Source organism: Bradyrhizobium sp. 155 (genome assembly GCF_023101105.1).
In the GTDB taxonomy this organism is placed as follows: Bacteria; Pseudomonadota; Alphaproteobacteria; order Rhizobiales; family Xanthobacteraceae; genus Bradyrhizobium; species Bradyrhizobium canariense_D.
Genome location: NZ_CP064704.1, coordinates 6,533,233 through 6,552,046 on the forward strand (window position 1 = coordinate 6,533,233; position 18,814 = coordinate 6,552,046).

Genomic DNA, 18,814 nt, shown 5'->3' on the forward strand with positions numbered 1-18,814 from the left:
CTTGTTGGTCGAACGTCTTTTGCGGATCAGCTGCGAAAAGACAGCCCCCATCGCTGTCGGAAGGGACCCGTCGTCGCGCTGGATCGTTGGCTGGTGGCCAGGGCCATATAGTCCCGCTGGTACTCGCAATTGCGGCGCAGCCATTCCCAGGCTATGTCCACAGCTTCTGCTTTCTTGGCGTCAGGATAGGCTTCCTCTGATTTCCAGTCAGCACCTGGCATCGTACCACTTTCCCCGTATGTTCTTAACGCACATGCAAGGAATTGCAGCCCGACAAATGTGACGATTTATGGTTGCACAAATGAAGATATTCACTTTAAATGCACTTACGCGATGGGACGATCACATTTTGCGATCGGACATCAACAGAAGTGACGTCCGTTTCGAACGCATTCATTCCTCGCTGTTGGGCCAACCGCGCTGCAGGAGATGCCGAAAGCCGTGACGCGCCGCCCATTTGGCGCGAGCCAGATGACTTTCAAAAGTACGGCGGGCGCGATCCGGATCCAGGGTGGGATCAATACCAAGCACAATGCGCGCAACTTCGCGCCAATCAGCGTTATCGGCCTCGGCATCGAGCAGACGCATATAGGTGACGGCATGTTGCTCGTCATACGGCGTGAGCTGGGGCGCGTTAGGCGCGGAATCTGCGATCTTGGGATCGGGCGGCACTGCCTGAAAGTCCTACCAGATTGAGAAGCATCGATTTAAGCGAGGGTAGCCGTATTCAGAGCCTGTTCGTCGAGAACCGATTGTCGCGGTCTGCAGGAATATTCTTGCCAAATACTGGCTGGCAGCGGCTATTGCCGTCGTTCCCTTCCATTTCGTTCGCGACCACCGCCAGAATACATTTGATCGCCGTCCGTTAGCTCAGAGCGCGATCAGCAGAACTACCGTTCAGCGTGCGGCGCCGTCCGCCCGAATCGAGAGGCTGACGTCGGATGCTGCTCGTCATAACTCGTCAGCACTGTCTCATTCCGCGCGACAGTTGGCGACATCCGGATCCAGTACCAGCTCTTTCATTTAACTTACGCGCGGACTCTGCTCATCTGCATTCTGGACGAACTTACCGCAATAGTATGGCTTTAACCAGTGGTTTGATGGCCGTCAGAATGGCTGCTTTAGCGCATGAAAGCTCGTGCGCTTGTCGCCTGGAATGTGCGCCGGATCCGCGCAGATCGCGGTATTCCGCAAGAGCAGTTGGCGTACGATGCCCGGATTGACCGCTCCTATATGGGCGGTATTGAGCAGCAATCAGAGAACCCGACGATTGACCTTCTCGACCGTATCGCGGCGACGCTTGACGTTCACGTGTCTGAATTCTTTATCCAACCACCCAAAGGTGCGGCGCCTCCAAACACCTTGCGTAAGGGTCGCAAGCCGGCGCGCCCACATCGCAAAAAGAAATAGCACTCCCCGCCCCCTACAAAAAGATTGCCTCAGATTTTTAAACAGAAATCCGCGCGAACCCGTGATGGACCTTGATGCACGTGCGGCGACTCTATGACCAGATCACCGCAGATGCGCCGTTTCAGGTGCTCCTCTCACGTCAACTTCCCCAGAAGCAAACTGGTCCACGATAATCTCGAGCTTCCCGGAACGTCGCATCACCTACACGATCGGCACGCTTGAGCTGTACGGGTGGAGTACGAAGTGGCGAACGCCGCAGAGACATCTCGCCAGTTTCCATACATTCGCATTTGAATCGGAACGATCTCTATTTTGGCAGAAGTGCCTGCCCAAGCAAAGGAGCTCAGTATGATGCGCCAGCGCCATACGGCTTTAGCAGCGTCCGGCTCCAACAGCGTGCGGAGTATAGTGTCCTCGCCTCGGTCGGCCACTCTGTAAAGAAACGATGAGAAGCCACCCACTATCGCGAGTGGTGGTACGATTGGCAGCCGACTTGCAGCGCCGCCACGCCATCCATGGATAATAAAAAAGACGAGAGCGATCGAGAAGCCAAGATCGATCTAAACGTGCTCGCGGTAAATTCGAGAGCTGACTTGAGGAATGTCGTGGGCCGGCTAAGGGCGACCATCCTGAAGTCTAGAGGATTGTGGGTATTATATTCGCATCCCTGTCATTCGAGAACTCAAGGGAGCAACTTCCTCATTCACCGCAGCCTGCACTTCGCATAGTGATAGCCAATAGTCGCACGCCAGAGGCGGCCCCGCCCGGAGGCCCAGCCTTCACGGAAGCTCAGCAGGTCCTCATTTCCGTCGCAACGGCTACTTCGACGGCTTGATGAAGAATGAGCTGCATCCCGCATTGTTGTTGTAGAGCCACTGACACTTATGCGGGACGGCGAGGACTACAGTTGAAATAAAGCGTCCTTGACCTGCCCCTGAAGTTTCACCCAGTAGCGGTTAGAGTCTCGGCGGATGTTACGCCGTTTGGCGCGGTGTGAGCAACGTGCGATCGGCGGAGCCGGTCGGGGTTGCGCAGCCGATCGCACGTTGCGGTGAGGTAGGCGGCATAGGCCGCAGGGGTCAGATAGCCGAGCGAGGAATGCGGGCGTTGGCCGTTGTAGTCGCCGACCCAATCCGCAATCTTGGCGCGGGCGTGATCGAGGCCGAAGAACAAGGTTTCGTTGAGAAGCTCGTCCCGCATCCGGCCGTTGAAGCTTTCACAGAAGCCGTTCTGCATCGGCTTGCCCGGCGCAATGAAGTGCCAGTCGATCTTGTTCTCCTCCGACCATGCCAGCATGGCATTGCAGGTGAACTCGGTGCCGTTGTCGGAGACGATCATGCCCGGCTTGCCGCGCTGATTGATCAGCGCCGTCAGTTCGCGTGCCACCCGCCGCCCCGGGATCGAGGTGTCGGGGATGGCCGCCAGACATTCCCGGGTCACGTCATCGACGATATTCAGGACCCGGAAGCGACGGCCGCTGGCGAACTGGTCGTGGACAAAATCCAGCGACCACCGGGCGTTCGGCCGAGCCTCGACCAGTATCGGCGCTCGGGTGCCCACGGCGCGGCGGCGGGCCCGGCGCTTGCGCACGCTGAGGCCTTCCTCTCGATACAGACGGTAGATCCGGTTCCGCCCGGACGGCTCGCCCTGCTGGCGAAGCAGCACGAACAGCCGGCGGTAGCCGAACCGCCGACGGGCATTAGCAAGCTCGCGCAAGTGGCCGCGTAGTTCGGTGTCCGGCGGTCGGCACGATCGGTACCGAACCATCTTGCGGTCAGCGCCGACGATGCCGCAGGCCCGCCGCTCCGACAGACCCATGACGGCCTGCAGGTGCGCGACGGCTTCGCGCTTGCCGACGGGCCCTACCATTAATGGGATGACCCGCCCCGTCCTCTCAGTCAGACTGAGTTGGCTTTTGAAAGGAGGAAGCAATGAGGACACGGAACAAGCCCAGGCCGGCAACGGTGTTTGGGATCGACATTGGCAAGAACCTTTTCCACGTCGTTGGGCTCGACGCCGCCGGAATGCCGATCCAGAAGGCGACCTTTCGGCGCGATACGCTCTTGCAGTTCTTCGAACGTGCAGGACCGGCTTTGGTGGGGATGGAGGCCTGCTCCGGCTCACAATGGTTGGCCCGCAAGATCGCCGCCATGGGGCACACCGTTCGCATTATCCCAGCTCAATTCGTGAAGCCATATGTGAAGTCCAACAAAAATGACATCATCGATGCCGCGGCGATCGCCGAAGCCGTGACGAGACCAACGATGCGCTTCGTCGAGCTAAGGTCGCCTGAGCACATTGACCTGCAAGCGCTGCATCGTGTTCGCGATCGGATGATGTCGCAACGGACGTGCCTCATCAATCAGATGCGCGCTTTTTGCCTGGAATATGGGATCGCTATTCACCAGGGCGCCGGCAAGTTCAAGGCTGATCTGCCGAGGGTTTTGGCCGATCAGTCGAATGATCTAACCTCGGCGATGCGTCGCATTCTTGCATCTACATTTGACGAGCTGCGGCAGCTGGAGCTGCGGATTGCCGAGGTCAACCGCGAGATTGAGGCAATTGCCTCTCAAAGCGATACCGCACGTCGATTGATGACCATCCCGGGCATTGGTCCGCTGGCCGCGACGGCGCTTTTGGCAGCAGCTGGATCTGCCCGCCAGTTCAAAAAGGCCCGCGATATGGCAGCTTGGCTAGGTCTTGTCCCGAGAGAATATTCTACGGGAGGCAAAACGAAGCTGCTGGGGATAAGCAAGCGCGGCAATCGATATCTGCGCCGGATGATCATCCATGGCGCCCGTTCCTGCGTGACTCATCTTGATCGCTCGCGATACCGCCTTGGCGCGTGGCTTGATGGACTTCAGGCACGCATGCACACTAACAAGGTCACCGTGGCCTTGGCGGCCAAGATTGCGCGGATCGCATGGGTGGTGATGACCAAGCCCGGCGCAAGCTATGAACGGCGGGATCCGGCCTTTAGCTGATCCCGTTTGTTCCAGACTGCGAGGTTCGTGAAGGTGATGACGAAACAGTCGATCGGCGCGCCGTAAACCCTGTGCAAAAAAGCGGGCTTCGAGCCCGAACCATTTATCTGGGAACGGCACGCGCGGATCTCATCATGGCCTGGCCGCAACAGCGGCCCACTTGCAAGAGGCCGGATACATTTGTGCAGACTGCATCGTCCTCATTAAACGACCTTGCACGGGCGGGGCGGGTCATACATTTTTTGACAAAAGCTCGCGTAGCGCTGCAGCATCCAGCATCTGCTCGGCCAGCAGCTTCTTCAGCTTGGCGTTCTCGTCCTCGAGTTGCCGCAACCGCTTGGCATCGGAGACGTCCAGACCGCCGAACTTCGCCTTCCAATTGTACAGCGTCGCTTCAGAGACGCCATGCTTCCGCGCCAAATCGGCAGCCTTCGCACCCGCCTCATGCTCACGCAGCACGCCAATAATCTGCTCTTCCGTAAACCTGGCTCGCTTCATCTGTCCGTCCTTCAGAAGGCCGGACTCTAACTTCAACTGGAGGAAATCGGCAGGGGCAGGTCAGGGGATATGAACGGCAGTCTCTGTCCAGACAGCCGAGTGCCGTCACCCGGATTGTGAAAGGCCAAGTAACCTCGTGCGTCCGTCTCAACGCTACCGTTCGCCAAGATCGAGGGTGCGGGCGCCACGGTGACTTTGCAGGTATGCTAGCATTACAGTTGCTTTTGTTGCGGGCTTCTGAATCCATGGGCAACCATGATTCGAATGTCGTGGGCGCGGGCCGCGTCGGTTGAGGCGACGCTTGCGTTGTGGGCGGCGTCGCTTCGAGAGATCAAGCAACGGATACGTCCGTTGTTCACGCAAGAGCGTGTTGCGACGAATGCAGGTCTGTTCCTGGAAGGTCTGCTCGGAGATGAGCAGCGCAAGACCGGTTGGATGCGCGCGGAGGCGGCTGGCGATCCCGGCCCATGGCGGCAGCAGGCGATTCTGGGTCGTGGAGACTGGGACGCTGATGCCCTGCGCGATATCGTGCACGACTATGTCATCGAGCATTTGGCGGATGACGATGCGGTGCTCGTGATCGACGAGACCGGTTTTCTCAAACAGGGCAAAGCGTCATGCGGAGTGGCGCGGCAATACACTGGTTCGGCAGGAAAGATCACGAACTGCCAGATCGGCGTCTTCGCTGCCTACGTTTCGCGTCATGGCCATGCGTTCATCGATCGCGCGTTGTATCTTCCGAAGGAATGGACCGACGATCCAGATCGTCTGGAAGCCACATATGTGCCTGCCGATGTCGGCTTTGCGACCAAACCAAAGCTTGCGACGAGAATGATCGCACGCGCGATAGCCGGGTCTGTACCATTCAAGTGGGTTGCCGGTGATACCGTCTACGGTGTTGGCAACATCGAACAGCAACTACGTCGGGCAGGCAAAGGCTACGTGCTTGGGGTCAGCAGCGCTCATGTGTTTCGATCCTGGGGCAAGCGACCGCCGGTCGCCGGTACGGCTGCAGACCTCGCCCGGACGCGGCGCTCATCCGACTGGAAGCGCCTGTCGGCGGGAGCCGGAACCAAAGGACCGCGGCTGCACGATTGGTGTTATCTCGAATTGGCGGATCTCGAGGCCGAGCAGTCCAACAGTGCAAATGACGGTTTGTGGACACGCGGTCTACTGATCCGTCGTCGCATTGCCGATGATGACCTCGCCTTCTTCACCACCTGGTGCCCAGCGGGAACAGCCATTGAAACGCTGGTCGCGGTCGAAGGCCATCGATGGGCGATCGAGGACAGCTTTGAAACGGCGAAAAACGAGTTCGGGCTCGATCACAACGAGAGCAGATCCTGGCATGGCTGGCACCGTCATGTGTCCTTGGTGATGCTCGCCTTCGCCATGATGGCCGCGATCCGACATCGCGCTAATCCGCCACCGCCCAAAAAAACGAAACGGCGCCCCCCGGCAAAAGCCAAAACATAACCACCCCACCACTGATCCGTTGGTCAATCCAGGAAATCCGCCGCATTGCTATCAGACTTGCGCGGAAGCGGATTCAACCCGCACACATCATCGCATGGTCCTTCTGGCGCAGAGCTCACCAGGCTGCCGCTCAACGCGCCCACTTCAAATCAAAAAAGCAACTGTAATGCTAGGGTCTGTACCTAATTAGCGAGTTCTGATTCCCTGGTGCCAAGTTGATTCGGCACGGGGGACTTCGATGCGCAAAGGACTGTTCTGGCTCAACGACAAGCAGTGGGCTCAGATAGAGCCGCATCTGCCAACGAACCAGACCGGCCCGGCGCGCGAAGACGATCGACGCATTATCAGCGGTATCATTCACATGCTCCAGTGCGGCGCACGCTGGCGCGATTGCCCGTCCGACTATGGCCCTTACACGACGATCTACAATCGGTTCAATCGCTGGGCTAAGCGCGGACATTGGCAGGCGATCTTTGAAGCGCTCGCCCGCTGCGGCAAGGACCGAGTGGCTTTGTCGATCGACTCCACCTCGATCAAAGCGCATCGCTCGGCGAGCGGCGGAAAAGGGGGGAGTGTGAACAGGCGATCGGCCGCTCGCGCGGTGGGCGGACCACGAAAATCCACGCGCTGAGCGACCCTGATTGCAAACCTTGCGCATTTCATCTCACTCCGGGACAAGCCGCAGACATTGCCGCAGGGCCGGCCCTTTTGAAGCTCGCGCCGCCCATGTCTTCCCTCATTGGGGACAAAGGCTACGATGGCGACGGCTTTCGCGCCGAAATCGTCAATCGCGGCGCGAAACCCGTCATTCCAAACAAATCCAACCGGGTAACCCTCCACAGCTTCAGCAAGCGCCTCTATAAAGGGCGCAATGTTATCGAGCGCTGTTTCTGCCGGCTCAAGGATTTCAGGCGTGTTGCTACTCGCTACGACAAACTTGCCAGAAACTTCTTGGCCGCCGTCCACCTCGCCGCTCTCGTCGCTTATTGGATCAATTGAGTCTGAACCCTAGCATTACAGTTGCTTTTTTGATTTGAAGTGGGCGCGTTGAGCGGCAGCCTGGTGAGCTCTGCGCCAGAAGGACCATGCGATGATGTGTGCGGGTTGAATCCGCTTCCGCGCAAGTCTGATAGCAATGCGGCGGATTTCCTGGATTGACCAACGGATCAGTGGTGGGGTGGTTATGTTTTGGCTTTTGCCGGGGGGCGCCGTTTCGTTTTTTTGGGCGGTGGCGGATTAGCGCGATGTCGGATCGCGGCCATCATGGCGAAGGCGAGCATCACCAAGGACACATGACGGTGCCAGCCATGCCAGGATCTGCTCTCGTTGTGATCGAGCCCGAACTCGTTTTTCGCCGTTTCAAAGCTGTCCTCGATCGCCCATCGATGGCCTTCGACCGCGACCAGCGTTTCAATGGCTGTTCCCGCTGGGCACCAGGTGGTGAAGAAGGCGAGGTCATCATCGGCAATGCGACGACGGATCAGTAGACCGCGTGTCCACAAACCGTCATTTGCACTGTTGGACTGCTCGGCCTCGAGATCCGCCAATTCGAGATAACACCAATCGTGCAGCCGCGGTCCTTTGGTTCCGGCTCCCGCCGACAGGCGCTTCCAGTCGGATGAGCGCCGCGTCCGGGCGAGGTCTGCAGCCGTACCGGCGACCGGCGGTCGCTTGCCCCAGGATCGAAACACATGAGCGCTGCTGACCCCAAGCACGTAGCCTTTGCCTGCCCGACGTAGTTGCTGTTCGATGTTGCCAACACCGTAGACGGTATCACCGGCAACCCACTTGAATGGTACAGACCCGGCTATCGCGCGTGCGATCATTCTCGTCGCAAGCTTTGGTTTGGTCGCAAAGCCGACATCGGCAGGCACATATGTGGCTTCCAGACGATCTGGATCGTCGGTCCATTCCTTCGGAAGATACAACGCGCGATCGATGAACGCATGGCCATGACGCGAAACGTAGGCAGCGAAGACGCCGATCTGGCAGTTCGTGATCTTTCCTGCCGAACCAGTGTATTGCCGCGCCACTCCGCATGACGCTTTGCCCTGTTTGAGAAAACCGGTCTCGTCGATCACGAGCACCGCATCGTCATCCGCCAAATGCTCGATGACATAGTCGTGCACGATATCGCGCAGGGCATCAGCGTCCCAGTCTCCACGACCCAGAATCGCCTGCTGCCGCCATGGGCCGGGATCGCCAGCCGCCTCCGCGCGCATCCAACCGGTCTTGCGCTGCTCATCTCCGAGCAGACCTTCCAGGAACAGACCTGCATTCGTCGCAACACGCTCTTGCGTGAACAACGGACGTATCCGTTGCTTGATCTCTCGAAGCGACGCCGCCCACAACGCAAGCGTCGCCTCAACCGACGCGGCCCGCGCCCACGACATTCGAATCATGGTTGCCCATGGATTCAGAAGCCCGCAACAAAAGCAACTGTAATGCTAGCACTACTTTGGCGGAATGTGTTTTCGCCGCTGTTTTTCAAGGATTTTCTTTCGGCAATATGGGCACTGCTGGGGCGGCGGCCGAAGGATGAGATCGACGATGGCGTGACGTACGGCGGGCATAGTCGGTTGAGGCGGAGGCCCGTTGATTCTTTTTTTTTCGCCCCGCGTTTGCGAGGCGACGATGTTGCAGGAAGGCGTAGGCAATCATTGTCATAAGGGCGTGGCGATGAAGACCTTGCCATGATCGCCCTTCGAAGTGATCAAGTCCAAGTTCCTCCTTCAACTGTTGATGCGCCTGCTCACAAATCCACCGTGCCTTGATGGTGGCGGCCAGCGTGCGCAGATCCGTCGTCGCCGGAAGATTGGCGAGATAGTATTTCTTCTCCCCGGAGGCACGTTGCTCGCCAATGAGCCAGGCTTCGTCGCCTGGGAGATGCTGCTGACCTTTATCCCATATCCGCTGCGGAGGGCCGTCGGCGGTGCGGACACGGAGAGCAGCAAATCGGGCTTTGAGCCGACCTTTCGTCCCGCTGCGCCAACTCACGGTTTTCCATTTGGCGCTGGCCAGCATTTGTTCTGCCGCAATCGATAAGATATCGGGCACGTGGTGCTTTCGTGGTTTGCCACGGGCTTTGGTGATCGGCCAAATGAGCTTCACATCGACCGGATACACTTTCTGGTGCCGAGGGATACCGACCGCCCAGGCCAGCCCGCGCTCTGTTAGCCCTTGTCGAAACGGCGCGCTGAGGCCGTATCCTGCATCCGCCAGCACACATCCAAAGCGTATGTTGGCTGCCATCGCGCGGTCAATCTCGGCCAAAGCGATCTCCGGCTTGGACCGCGGCGTTCGGTGTTCGACTGGCACGCGAGCGCGCTTCAAGCGAGGCATGTCGCTTGTCCAGCTGTCAGGCAGAAAGAGACGTAACGCGACCATCACGGGCACTTCCCCGCGCGCAAGCGTTAAAGACACCAGCGTTTGGCAATTTGCAGTTTTACCGAGAGCCGACGCGTATTGAGCCGCAACACCGACCGATCGCTCACCCTTTTTCGGCAGTGAGGTGTCATCAATAACCAGCACCGCATCCCTGCCGCCGACAAGTCGGTCCGCCTGGTTGAGCAGCTCTGTCTCTAGCGGCGTCGCGTTCCAGACGCCGTCCGCAATGAAATGGTGCAACTGGTCGTAGTTGCTCGTGGCAAGGCGTTCCGCCATCGGCTGAACGCTCTTGCGATCGCCAGGACCGATCAATCCCGCAACATATACCATCCGCTGTCGGGTCTTATGACCCAGCCGGTCCAAGAACGGCATCAGCCAGCGTTCGAGTTCGTCTTCCCATCCCGGCATGGTCAGCCCTCCAAGAGCCGACCACCCATGAATCATTGAAAAATTGATTCGGGAATCCTATAAATCGCGGCAAAATCAACAATCTGCCAAAGTAGTGCTAGCTTGTCGCATAGTCCTTGTACCGCCTCGCAAGGGCTGCCGGGGAGCTATCGCCAAATTTTGGTGACGGCCGGAGCCGGTCAGGCGGCGGCGGTTATGGGCTGACGGTCGGTCGGCTTGGCGATGACCTCGATCCTGTCGCTGAATGTCACACCGACAACGAGTTTTGGCAACTGGTTGTGGCCATCGAGACGACGCCAGCTTCTCTGCGCGGCCTCGAGCAGTTTGAAGACCATCGCGAGTGCCGTCTTGTTGGACAGGCAGCCCTTCGATCGGATGGTGCGGTGGCGAACGGTGGCGAAGGTGCTTTCGATGGGGTTGGTAACCGGTATGAGAGTTTCTCGGTGCCGATGTTCCGCTGCGATTTTCAAGATCGTAGCGTATGGTGCGACCATCGGGACAGAGGCACCGGGAGCACGAAGGTGCGGGCAGGCCGATGCATTCGATGAGCCGCGAGCTCGAGTTAGTAGCTGGCCGCCTCTGCGACTCGCCCGGTTGCGCTGAGAGCGCGAATCCGTAGTTGTCGTGTCGCCCGTAGCTCCCGTCATGTGGTCTGATTGGCAGGAGGTGCGAATGCGACGGGTGATTGGCATCGACGTCCACCGAACTTTCGGGGAGGTGGTGATTTGGGAGGATGGCAGGCTCCGACATGCGGGCCGCATTGATTTGACGCGGACTGCGTTGGAGGGATTTAGCAAGACCCTGCTGGCCAGTGATGAGGTGGTGGTCGAGGCGACCGGCAACAGCATGGCGGTATCGCGGGTTCTGGCACCGTTCGTGGCACGGGTGATTATCGCCAATCCGCTGCAGGTGAAGGCGATCGCCCAGGCTCACGTCAAGACCGACAAGATCGATGCCGGCACGCTCGCCAGTCTGCAGGCGGCTGGGTACCTGCCGCAGATCTGGACGCCTGACGCGGAGACGGAACGCAAGCGTCGGCTGGTGGCGCGGCGCTACCAGGTCGTGCGCCATCGCACGCGGCTCAAGAACGAGGTGCATTCGATCCTGCACGCGCACCTGATCCCGAAGTGCCCGCATGCCGATCTTTTCAACGGCCGCGGCCGGGCGTGGTTGGCCGCCCAACCGTTGCCGGACGATGAGCGCGCGGCGATCGATCGGCACGTCCGCGAGCTTGACCGGCTGGCGGAAGATCTGGCCCTGCTCGACCGCGAGATCGCGCAGGACGCCATCGACGATTCCGCGGTCAACAGATTGATGACGATCACCGGCGTCAACTTGGCGGTCGCTGCCGGCATCATGGCGGCGATCGGCGACATCAGCCGGTTCAACAGCCCGCAGAAGCTGGTGAGCTATTTTGGGCTGAACCCGCGGGTGCGGCAGTCCGGACTTGGCGCCGCCCATCACGGCCGCATCAGCAAGATCGGCCGCAGTCACGCGCGCGCCATGCTGGTCGAGGCGGCCTGGGCAGCGGCCAAGGCGCCCGGTCCGCTGCATGCGTTTTTCGTGCGCATCCGCGCCCGGCGCGGCCATCAGATCGCCGCGGTGGCCGTGGCCCGGAAGCTCACCGTGCTTTGCTGGCATTTGTTGACGAAGGGCGAGGATTACCTGTGGGCGCGCCCGGCACTGGTCGCCATCAAGACCCGCGCGATGCAACTTCAAGCCGGACATCCGCAACAGAAAGGCAGCCGGCGTGGGCCAGCGTATGCCTACAACATCAAGGCATTGCGCGACCGCGAGATGTTGATTGCCGCACAGGCGGAGCAAAGCTACCAGCGCCTGGTGACGCAATGGAAACCACGGCGGCCAAAAACCGGCGCGCGGGCGCCTCAGCTCGGCAAGACAAAATAGGGCAGCCTGGTGGCGCTTGCAGCCGATGCGCCACGCTTCGCCACGAGATCGCCCGCGCCCACCCAGGATAATCCCGCCTGACGGCAAGTGCCAGCCAGGAATGCAGTCCCGTTCCACGCCAGCATGCCGCCGTGCTCGGGCCGGTCAAGGCCAAGCCATGCGGTGGCCGCAAATGCGGCCAGCCTTGACCGCCCCTGCGCGCGGCGGCTGCGAGATCGATGGCCGGGACGGAAGAATGGCCCGCAGCGGGACCGAACAAAAGAATGGACGTACGCGATTTCTGCAATCGTCATCTCGGTCATGAAAAAAAATCGCTTGTCCATCTCATCCGTCGTCCGCAAGTGTTTCCAGTGCTCGGCCGGGAAGTCGTAGAACGTCAGTAGCGTGTCTCGATCCTTGCTCAGGCAATCGGCGGCCTTCTCGTACTTCAGCGCGTAGCTCTCGATGAAGGCGTCGAGCGCCAGCTCGGCGGCGAGCTTCGTTTCAGCCATCCAGATCTCCTGCAACGCGCGTTTGGCCTTCGGCTGCTGGCTCTTCGGCAACTTGGCGAGCACGTTGGCGGTCTTGTGCACCCAGCAGCGCTGCTCGCGCGTTTTCGGCCAGACCTCGCCGGCCGCCTTCCAGAACCCGAGTGCGCCATCGGCGATGGTAAGCTGCGGCGCCACGTCGAGCCCGCGCCGCTTCAGATCGAGCAGCAGATCGCGCCAGTCCTGCGCGCTCTCGCGGGCGCCATCGGTGAAGCCGACCAGTTCCTTGCGGCCTTCCGGCGTCGCGCCGATCAGCACCAGGATGCACTGCTTTCGTCTTCGAGGCGCGCTTGGAGATGGATGCCATCAGCCCAGATGTAGACGTAGCGCTTCGCCGACAGATCGCGCCTCTGCCACGCGGCGTGCTCGTCGAGCCAGCCATCCTTCAGGCGACCGATGGCGGATGCCGACAACCCGGCAGCATCCTTGCCGAGCAGCGCAGCGAGCGCCTCAGAGAAGTCGCCGGTCGAGATACCCTTCAGGTAAAGGATCGGCAGCAGCGTCTCGATCGACTTCGACCGGCGCATGTAGGGCGGCAGGATCGACGGCGAGAACCGGATGCGGCCAGGATCGGCGGCGTCCGCTTCGCGATCGCGTACACGCGGCTGGCGGACGGCGACCGGACCGATGCCGGTCATCACCTCGCGCTCCGGCAGGTGACCGTGGCGGACCACGCGCTGGTGGCCGTCCCGGGTCTTCAAATCGGCATGCTGGCCTAGAATGGCTGCAACCTCGGCCTCGACCGCCTGGGCCAGCAGGGCACGCGCTCCATTGCGCAAGACTTAAGTGAGTTGATCGTCGAAGATGCCCGGTTGAATCAGATGGATGACGTTATCGTTGGACACGGCATATCGCTCCTTCGGTGGAGAAGTGGAGGCGTCAAGCACCCCCACGATATGCCGCCTTTCCGATTCCCGCCGTCACCAACTTTGGGCGATAGCTCGCTGCCGGGTCCGGCTTGGTGTAGGGACATAGTATCGCTCAGAAGTGGACCCCGGAGCGGGGACCATGGATCGCCAAAGTTAAGGTGTGATCCGGCCTGCCTTGTCGTTCAAATCAAGCAGCTTTCTTCTGCTGCTGTTGCGTCTGCTGTGGGTATGTGGGCAACGCGTTTGCGTTGTCCAAGCGAAGCGGCATATCCACAGTCCTCGCCGCCTCGATCCTGTCGATGCCGGCACGCCATGCCGCCATCGGAAACTGGTTATTCATCGCCTGGTGCGGGCGGCGATGATTGTAAAAGCTCATCCATGATCCGATGCCATCTCGCGCTTCGCGTCCGTCGGCATAGGCTTTCAGATGCACTTCCTCGTACTTGATCGAGCGCCACAGCCGTTCGATGAAAATATTGTCCATGAAACGACCGCGTCCGTCCATCGAAATCGCAATGCCTACAGCCTCAAGCCTGCTGGTGAAGGCTGAGCTGGTGAACTGCGCGCCCTGATCCGTGTTGAATATTTTAGGCCGGCCGTGCCGCGCCAGCGCTTCGTCGAGCGCGGCGATGCAAAAGCCCGTATCCATCGTGTTCGACAGACGCCACGCCAGTACCGCCCGGGTAGCCCAGTCGATGATCGCCACCAGATACAGGAATCCCTGCGCCATCGGAATGTAGGTGATGTCGCTGGCCCAGACGTGATTGGGCTCGGTGATGCCGACGCCGCGCAAAAGATATGGATAGATCTTGTGGCCGGGCGCTGCCTTGCTGGTGCCGGGACGCGGGACCAGCGCCTCGATTCCCATCACGCGCATCAGCCTTTGCATGCGCTTGCGGTTGATGCCGTAGCCTGCCTGGTTGAGTTCGAACACCATTCGTCGCGAGCCGTAGAACGGCCACTTCAGATGCAATTCGTCGATCCGTCGCATCATGGCCAGATCGTCGGAGCTGGTCACCGGCTCGGAGCGATAGACGCCCGAACGCGCCAGATTCAGCAGCTCACATTGCCGCCGAACCGACAAATTCTCGCCAGGGCGCTCGACCATCGCCCTGCGCTCGGGGACGGTCATCGCCCGGGCCTCTTGGCCAAGAAATCCCTTTCAACCGTCAACTGGCCAATCTTCGTATATAGCTTCGCCGTCTCACGCTCATGCTCCTCCTCGCCATCTCCCAAAGCCGTCGCGCCACGCACGAACAGGCTCGCCAAATTGTCGAGGACTTGCTTCTTCCAGCCGTAGATCTGGTTCGGGTGAACGCCGTGCCGCTTCGCCAGTTCAGGCACCGTCGCGACCTCGCGCAGGGCCTCCAGGGCAATCTTGGCCTTGAATGCGGCATCGAACTTCTTGCGTGATTTCGTCATATCCGTGCTCCGTCGGTTCAAACAGAGCAGGACGCTTCACACCTTAACGTTTGGTCCTATTTCCGGGGTCCACTTCACTCAAGACGATCGACTTTGTAGCCCGAAGCAAAGCAACACTTGGAGAGCCCAAATGAGACCAGCGCACCTGCAGCCGGGATGGATTCGAGGTTCTTCGCCGGCACGCAAAAAAGTGCCAGCTTGATCCAAGGCTGTGAAGACAGGCGATTGCCCACGGTTCTAACCGAAAGCGCTGAACCCAGGTAATAGCGCCATCCCGAACGCAATGAGTTCACGCCTACCTGGAGCGCATCTGGAAGCAGTATGGCGCAGGAAGCGCTGCGTCGAAGGCGCTGCGCCAAAGCGCTTGTCATTCTGTCATCAATCGCAGGGCCTAGGCGGTTGCCGCGGATGATCAAACCTCCCAATACCCGCCAGGATCAGGAAAGTCACACTGGGCACAGTACGCTAACCACTGAGAGACTCACGACGGCAGAAAGATACTTAGAGAGCTGGTCCCGCTTGTCTGAACAGACTTTTCGCGTCGATAAGTGGAGCCTCTGCCGAGATTAGGCCGCCGCGCGGAGCGGCGGAAGGTTGAAGTAGGCTTGATCCGGGGTAATGTCGTCAAGGCTCGAATGGGGCCTTCGTGCGTTGTACAACAACGTTTGAGAACGCCCACAGGACCGTTCTTCGCGAGGTTCTTTATCGGCATCATCCTTGGTTTGGGCGCCGAGTTTGCGTTCATGGGGCCATCGACAAGGCCGACGATGTCGTTTTTCGCTGCACCCTGGACGGATCGCAAGCAGACCGTTGGCTGGAAGTTCCCGATGGATGTTCGACCGGACGGCATGCCATGACGCCGGGTTTCTGACAGCTCAGCCGCTTGTTAGGATCGATGCACTTGCGGCGCTTTCTGCGCTTCTCGATGTAGCGTTGAAGGATCGAACGCCATCAGCTGCCCCGCTTTCTGGCGCATCCAGAGCCTCTCACGACCAGAATCGGGGAGCGACTCATGTCAAGCCAGACGGCAATGCCAGGGAGCGGATACTGACACAATCAACGACCGCGGCCGCAGCAGCAGATGGATCTGTTCGGGAGCGGCCTGTCGAACGGCGCCATCGGCGCGCCCGCTTGGCGGGAGCTGCCGGCGGAAGCGCGAGCGGCCCTCATGAGCCTGATGACGCAATTGATCCTCGACCATGCTGCGACGACAGCGACGCCGCCCACGAAGGAGGCCGGTCATGATCTCTGACAAGGTCAGACCGCATCATCTGGATGCGCAAGGCGATTCTCTACGTGCGTCAATCCTCGGCACATCAGCTGTTGCACAATCGCGAGAGCAGCGCATTGCAATACGCCATGCGGGACCGGCTGACGGTGCTCGGGTGGTCGGAGATCGAAGTGATTGATGATGATCTCCGTCGTTCAGCCGCCGGCGGGGTACAACGCGCCGGCTTCGAGCGGATGGTAGCGGAGGTTTGCCTCGGTAAGGTTGGCGCGGTTTGCGCCCGCGAGGTCTCGCGCTTCGCTCGCAACAGCCGGGATTGGCAGCAACTCATCGAGATGTGCCGCGTGGTCCGATACCGTTCTGGTCGATCAGGAGACAATCTATGCGCCGAGGCACGGCAACGACCGCCTGCTGCTCGGGCTCAAGGGCAGCCTCAACGAGTACGAGCTGGATCTGTTGCGTCAGCGCTCGCTCTCGGCCCGCTACGAGAAGGCGCGCCGGGGCGAGTTAATCGTGGTGGCGCCCGTCGGCTTCGTGAAGGCCGGGGGCCGTTATGAGAAGGATCCGGATCGGCGTGTCCAGGAAGCGATCAAGCTGGTGTTCGACAAGGTCGAGGAACTGGGCAGCGCGCGACAGGCGCTCTGCTGGCTTCACGAGTACAATCTCGATCTGCCGGTGAGGGAGACCAACGGCGATACGGCCTGGCGGCGACCGAGCTACTCCGCCATCCACCGGATCATTGAGAACCCGGTCTACGGCGGCGCCTATACCTATGGTAAGACGGCTGTGGCGGCGGGATACAGCGCCGCGGGCGTGAGCGTGAAGATCCACCGCAAGGCACGGAACGAATGGCTGGCGCTGAAGCCCAACACCCACGAAGGATATGTGAGTTGGGAGAGATTTGAGGCGATCCGCACAATGGTCAGCAGCAACGTTCCCACGGGTCGGCATCACGGCGCGCCCAAGCATGGTGACGGGCTGCTGGCCGGTCTGATCCGGTGCAAGCGCTGCGGCCGCAAGCTCACGCTCCGGTACTCCGGCATGAAGCACCATATCCCTCGCTACAGCTGCAGCCGCGCCTGGATGGATAATGGTGGCCCTCACTGCATCGGCTTCGGCGGACTGCGCGTCGATGATGCAGTCGAGGAAGCGCTGCTTGGCGTCGTCGGTCCGGGCGCTATCGCCGCTGCAACCGCGGCCGCCAAGGAAGCCAGGGAACGGCGGGATCAGGTGCGCGAAGCGCTCAGTCGCGACCTCGAAGCGGCGCGCTATGCCGCCGACCGGGCCTTCCGGCAATACGATGCCGCTGACCCCGCGAACCGGCTGGTGGCCAGCGAGCTTGAAGCGCGCTGGAATAGGGCGCTCGTCCATGTGGCGGAGGTCGAGGGCAAACTTGCCGCGCCTGATGCGAGTACACCTGATCCCGCCGTCGCTCCGGCCTCGTTCGGCATCCTGGCGTCGAACCTGCGAACCGTCTGGTCAGCGCCGACGACCGATGCCCGTATCAAGAAGCGCATCGTGCGCACCCTGATCCATGAGGTCGTGGCCGATATCGACGATGCGGCCTCCGAAATCGCTCTCATCGTCCACTGGGTGGGAGGCGTCCACAGCGAGTTGCGCTTGCCCAAGCGCCGGCGCGGACAGCGCAACAGCACCTCTGCCGATACTATCCAAGCCGTGCGTCAACTGGTGCTGATCGCCAGCGACGATCTGATTGCCGGCCTCCTCAACCACAACGGCCTCAAGACGGGCAACGGCAATCGCTGGACCCGCGAGCGCGTCACATCAATGCGCTCGTACTATCGCACCCCGGTGTTCAAGCCCGTGTTCTTGGCGCTTCGACGGACACGTTCATGCTGACGCTGCCCGCCAGCCTCATGATTTACGTTGCGACGCGACCTGTAGACTCCAGGAAGGGCGCGGATGGCCTGGCGCTGTTGGCGAAGGAGACGCTGGGCCACGATCCGATGAAGGGCGTGGCGGTGGTCTTCCGTGCGAAGCGCGCTGATCGGGTGAAGATCGTTGTCTGGGATGGTAGTGGCCTCGTGCTGTATTGGAAGCGGCTTGAGGGCAGCGCCTTCAAGTGGCCGCCGGTCGTTGACGGCGTCATGCGAATGAATGCCGCGCAGTTGTCTGCGCTTCTGGCCGGCATGGATTGGACACGCATGCACGCACCTCGAATCCCGCAACCGAAAGCACTTGCGTAGGGAATAAAATCTTCGCTGCATCAAGGCGCGGAGCATGGCAGACTCGGGCCAATGAGTGATTTGCCTGATGAGCTGCCGACCGATCCAGCCGAGTTGCGCGCCTTTGCCGCGGCGCTTCGACGGCCGACAGTCGGCAACAATGATATCAGGATGCGAGAGCGGAATTGCATTCACCGCCTCCGCGTCATCGGGGCGATTCTCTGCGGGTCCAGTGCCGATCACCGCCCAACATGCCTTCTAGCCAGCACCAATCCAGTCGCTCGCGCCTGGTCGGCCGTAATCTGCATGCAGTGGTCAGATCCATCGATTAGATGCAGGTCAAACTGCGGAAGACGCCGGAATGGCTGCTGCGCCACATCCGACGCATCACATCGAACCAAGGTGAGCTGCGGAAAGCGGCGCCTTAGGTCAGCAACGGCGCTAGTGTCTGTGTTAGCTGTCTCAAGCAGGCGTTCGATTTCGATCAATAGTTCTGTGGCGAGCGCCATTG

Annotated in this window: 11 protein-coding genes and 7 pseudogenes; 8 read left to right on the forward strand and 10 right to left on the reverse strand. The window is 60.4% G+C overall.

Annotation, left to right across the window (positions count from 1 at the left end):
• Nucleotides 1–26: 26 nt before the first annotated feature.
• On the reverse strand, nt 27–221 hold the full coding sequence (locus tag IVA93_RS41325) for a transcriptional regulator domain-containing protein (protein WP_524536845.1): 195 nt from the start codon (nt 219–221) through the stop codon (nt 27–29).
• 172 nt (nt 222–393) lie between these two features.
• Nucleotides 394–672, reverse strand: coding sequence for a DNA -binding domain-containing protein (locus tag IVA93_RS31325; protein WP_247284221.1), 279 nt, complete (start codon nt 670–672; stop codon nt 394–396).
• A 456-nt stretch (nt 673–1,128) separates the two neighbouring features.
• On the opposite strand from IVA93_RS31325, the gene IVA93_RS31330 reads away from it, so the two are divergent.
• A complete protein-coding gene (locus tag IVA93_RS31330) occupies nt 1,129–1,410 on the forward strand; it encodes a helix-turn-helix domain-containing protein (RefSeq protein WP_247789353.1) in 282 nt (93 codons plus the stop codon).
• 942 nt (nt 1,411–2,352) lie between these two features.
• On the opposite strand, the pseudogene IVA93_RS31335 reads toward IVA93_RS31330, so the two are convergent.
• Nucleotides 2,353–3,279 (reverse strand): annotated as a pseudogene (locus tag IVA93_RS31335) (IS3 family transposase); the annotation flags it as partial.
• A gap of 62 nt (nt 3,280–3,341) precedes the next feature.
• On the opposite strand from IVA93_RS31335, the gene IVA93_RS31340 reads away from it, so the two are divergent.
• A complete protein-coding gene (locus IVA93_RS31340; RefSeq protein WP_247385528.1) occupies nt 3,342–4,394 on the forward strand; it encodes an IS110 family RNA-guided transposase in 1,053 nt (350 codons plus the stop codon).
• A 234-nt stretch (nt 4,395–4,628) separates the two neighbouring features.
• Here IVA93_RS31340 and IVA93_RS31345 read toward each other — a convergent pair.
• Nucleotides 4,629–4,892, reverse strand: a pseudogene (locus IVA93_RS31345) (transposase); the annotation flags it as partial.
• Between the two features lie 255 nt (nt 4,893–5,147).
• On the opposite strand from IVA93_RS31345, the gene IVA93_RS31350 reads away from it, so the two are divergent.
• Both IVA93_RS31350 and IVA93_RS31355 read left to right on the forward strand, forming a co-directional pair.
• On the forward strand, nt 5,148–6,368 hold the full coding sequence (locus IVA93_RS31350) for an IS701 family transposase (RefSeq protein WP_247285483.1): 1,221 nt from the start codon (nt 5,148–5,150) through the stop codon (nt 6,366–6,368).
• Between the two features lie 238 nt (nt 6,369–6,606).
• Nucleotides 6,607–7,367 (forward strand): annotated as a pseudogene (locus IVA93_RS31355) (IS5 family transposase).
• Between the two features lie 182 nt (nt 7,368–7,549).
• Here IVA93_RS31355 and IVA93_RS31360 read toward each other — a convergent pair.
• From IVA93_RS31360 to IVA93_RS31370, 3 genes and pseudogenes are all read right to left on the reverse strand, one after another.
• Nucleotides 7,550–8,770: an IS701 family transposase gene (locus IVA93_RS31360; protein ID WP_247285483.1), complete on the reverse strand. Its 1,221-nt coding sequence runs from the start codon at nt 8,768–8,770 to the stop codon at nt 7,550–7,552.
• A gap of 85 nt (nt 8,771–8,855) precedes the next feature.
• Entirely contained in the window at nt 8,856–10,199 is a 1,344-nt protein-coding gene (locus IVA93_RS31365) for an IS701 family transposase (protein WP_247789355.1), read from the reverse strand.
• Between the two features lie 143 nt (nt 10,200–10,342).
• Nucleotides 10,343–10,585 (reverse strand): annotated as a pseudogene (locus tag IVA93_RS31370) (IS256 family transposase); the annotation flags it as partial.
• 268 nt (nt 10,586–10,853) lie between these two features.
• Here IVA93_RS31370 and IVA93_RS31375 point away from each other — a divergent pair.
• Nucleotides 10,854–12,071, forward strand: coding sequence for an IS110 family RNA-guided transposase (locus IVA93_RS31375; protein ID WP_247789938.1), 1,218 nt, complete (start codon nt 10,854–10,856; stop codon nt 12,069–12,071).
• 284 nt (nt 12,072–12,355) lie between these two features.
• Here IVA93_RS31375 and IVA93_RS31380 read toward each other — a convergent pair.
• A pseudogene (locus IVA93_RS31380) lies at nt 12,356–13,443 on the reverse strand (IS256 family transposase); the annotation flags it as partial.
• 334 nt (nt 13,444–13,777) lie between these two features.
• A pseudogene (locus IVA93_RS31385) lies at nt 13,778–14,889 on the reverse strand (IS3 family transposase); the annotation flags it as partial.
• A 1,081-nt stretch (nt 14,890–15,970) separates the two neighbouring features.
• Here IVA93_RS31385 and IVA93_RS31390 point away from each other — a divergent pair.
• The 3 genes and pseudogenes from IVA93_RS31390 to tnpB all read left to right on the forward strand — a co-directional run bounded on the left by IVA93_RS31390 (nt 15,971) and on the right by tnpB (nt 18,324).
• A complete protein-coding gene (locus IVA93_RS31390) occupies nt 15,971–16,141 on the forward strand; it encodes a hypothetical protein (protein WP_247789357.1) in 171 nt (56 codons plus the stop codon).
• Nucleotides 16,131–17,977: pseudogene (locus IVA93_RS31400) on the forward strand (recombinase family protein). Before IVA93_RS31390 ends, IVA93_RS31400 begins: the two are co-directional and overlap by 11 nt.
• Nucleotides 17,971–18,324 carry an IS66 family insertion sequence element accessory protein TnpB gene (tnpB, locus tag IVA93_RS31405; RefSeq protein WP_247789361.1) on the forward strand — a complete coding sequence of 118 codons (354 nt, stop codon included), beginning with the start codon at nt 17,971–17,973 and terminating at the stop codon, nt 18,322–18,324. The pseudogene IVA93_RS31400 and the gene tnpB overlap by 7 nt, the downstream one beginning before the upstream one ends.
• Nucleotides 18,325–18,542: 218 nt before the next feature.
• On the opposite strand, the gene IVA93_RS31410 is transcribed toward tnpB, so the two are convergent.
• Nucleotides 18,543–18,812, reverse strand: coding sequence for a DUF6129 family protein (locus IVA93_RS31410; RefSeq protein ID WP_247440342.1), 270 nt, complete (start codon nt 18,810–18,812; stop codon nt 18,543–18,545).
• Between the last annotated feature and the right edge of the window lie 2 nt (nt 18,813–18,814).

Bases quoted from the DNA above. Each gene is read 5' to 3' on its own strand.
- IVA93_RS41325 (WP_524536845.1), bottom strand. From the start codon at position 221: ATGCCAGGTGCTGACTGGAAATCAGAGGAAGCCTATCCTGACGCCAAG.
- IVA93_RS31330 (WP_247789353.1), top strand. From the start codon at position 1,129: ATGAAAGCTCGTGCGCTTGTCGCCTGGAATGTGCGCCGGATCCGCGCA.
- IVA93_RS31340 (WP_247385528.1), top strand. From the start codon at position 3,342: ATGAGGACACGGAACAAGCCCAGGCCGGCAACGGTGTTTGGGATCGAC.
- IVA93_RS31350 (WP_247285483.1), top strand. From the start codon at position 5,148: ATGATTCGAATGTCGTGGGCGCGGGCCGCGTCGGTTGAGGCGACGCTT.
- IVA93_RS31360 (WP_247285483.1), bottom strand. From the start codon at position 8,770: ATGATTCGAATGTCGTGGGCGCGGGCCGCGTCGGTTGAGGCGACGCTT.
- IVA93_RS31365 (WP_247789355.1), bottom strand. From the start codon at position 10,199: ATGATTCATGGGTGGTCGGCTCTTGGAGGGCTGACCATGCCGGGATGG.
- IVA93_RS31390 (WP_247789357.1), top strand. From the start codon at position 15,971: ATGGATCTGTTCGGGAGCGGCCTGTCGAACGGCGCCATCGGCGCGCCC.
- tnpB (WP_247789361.1), top strand. From the start codon at position 17,971: ATGCTGACGCTGCCCGCCAGCCTCATGATTTACGTTGCGACGCGACCT.
- IVA93_RS31410 (WP_247440342.1), bottom strand. From the start codon at position 18,812: ATGGCGCTCGCCACAGAACTATTGATCGAAATCGAACGCCTGCTTGAG.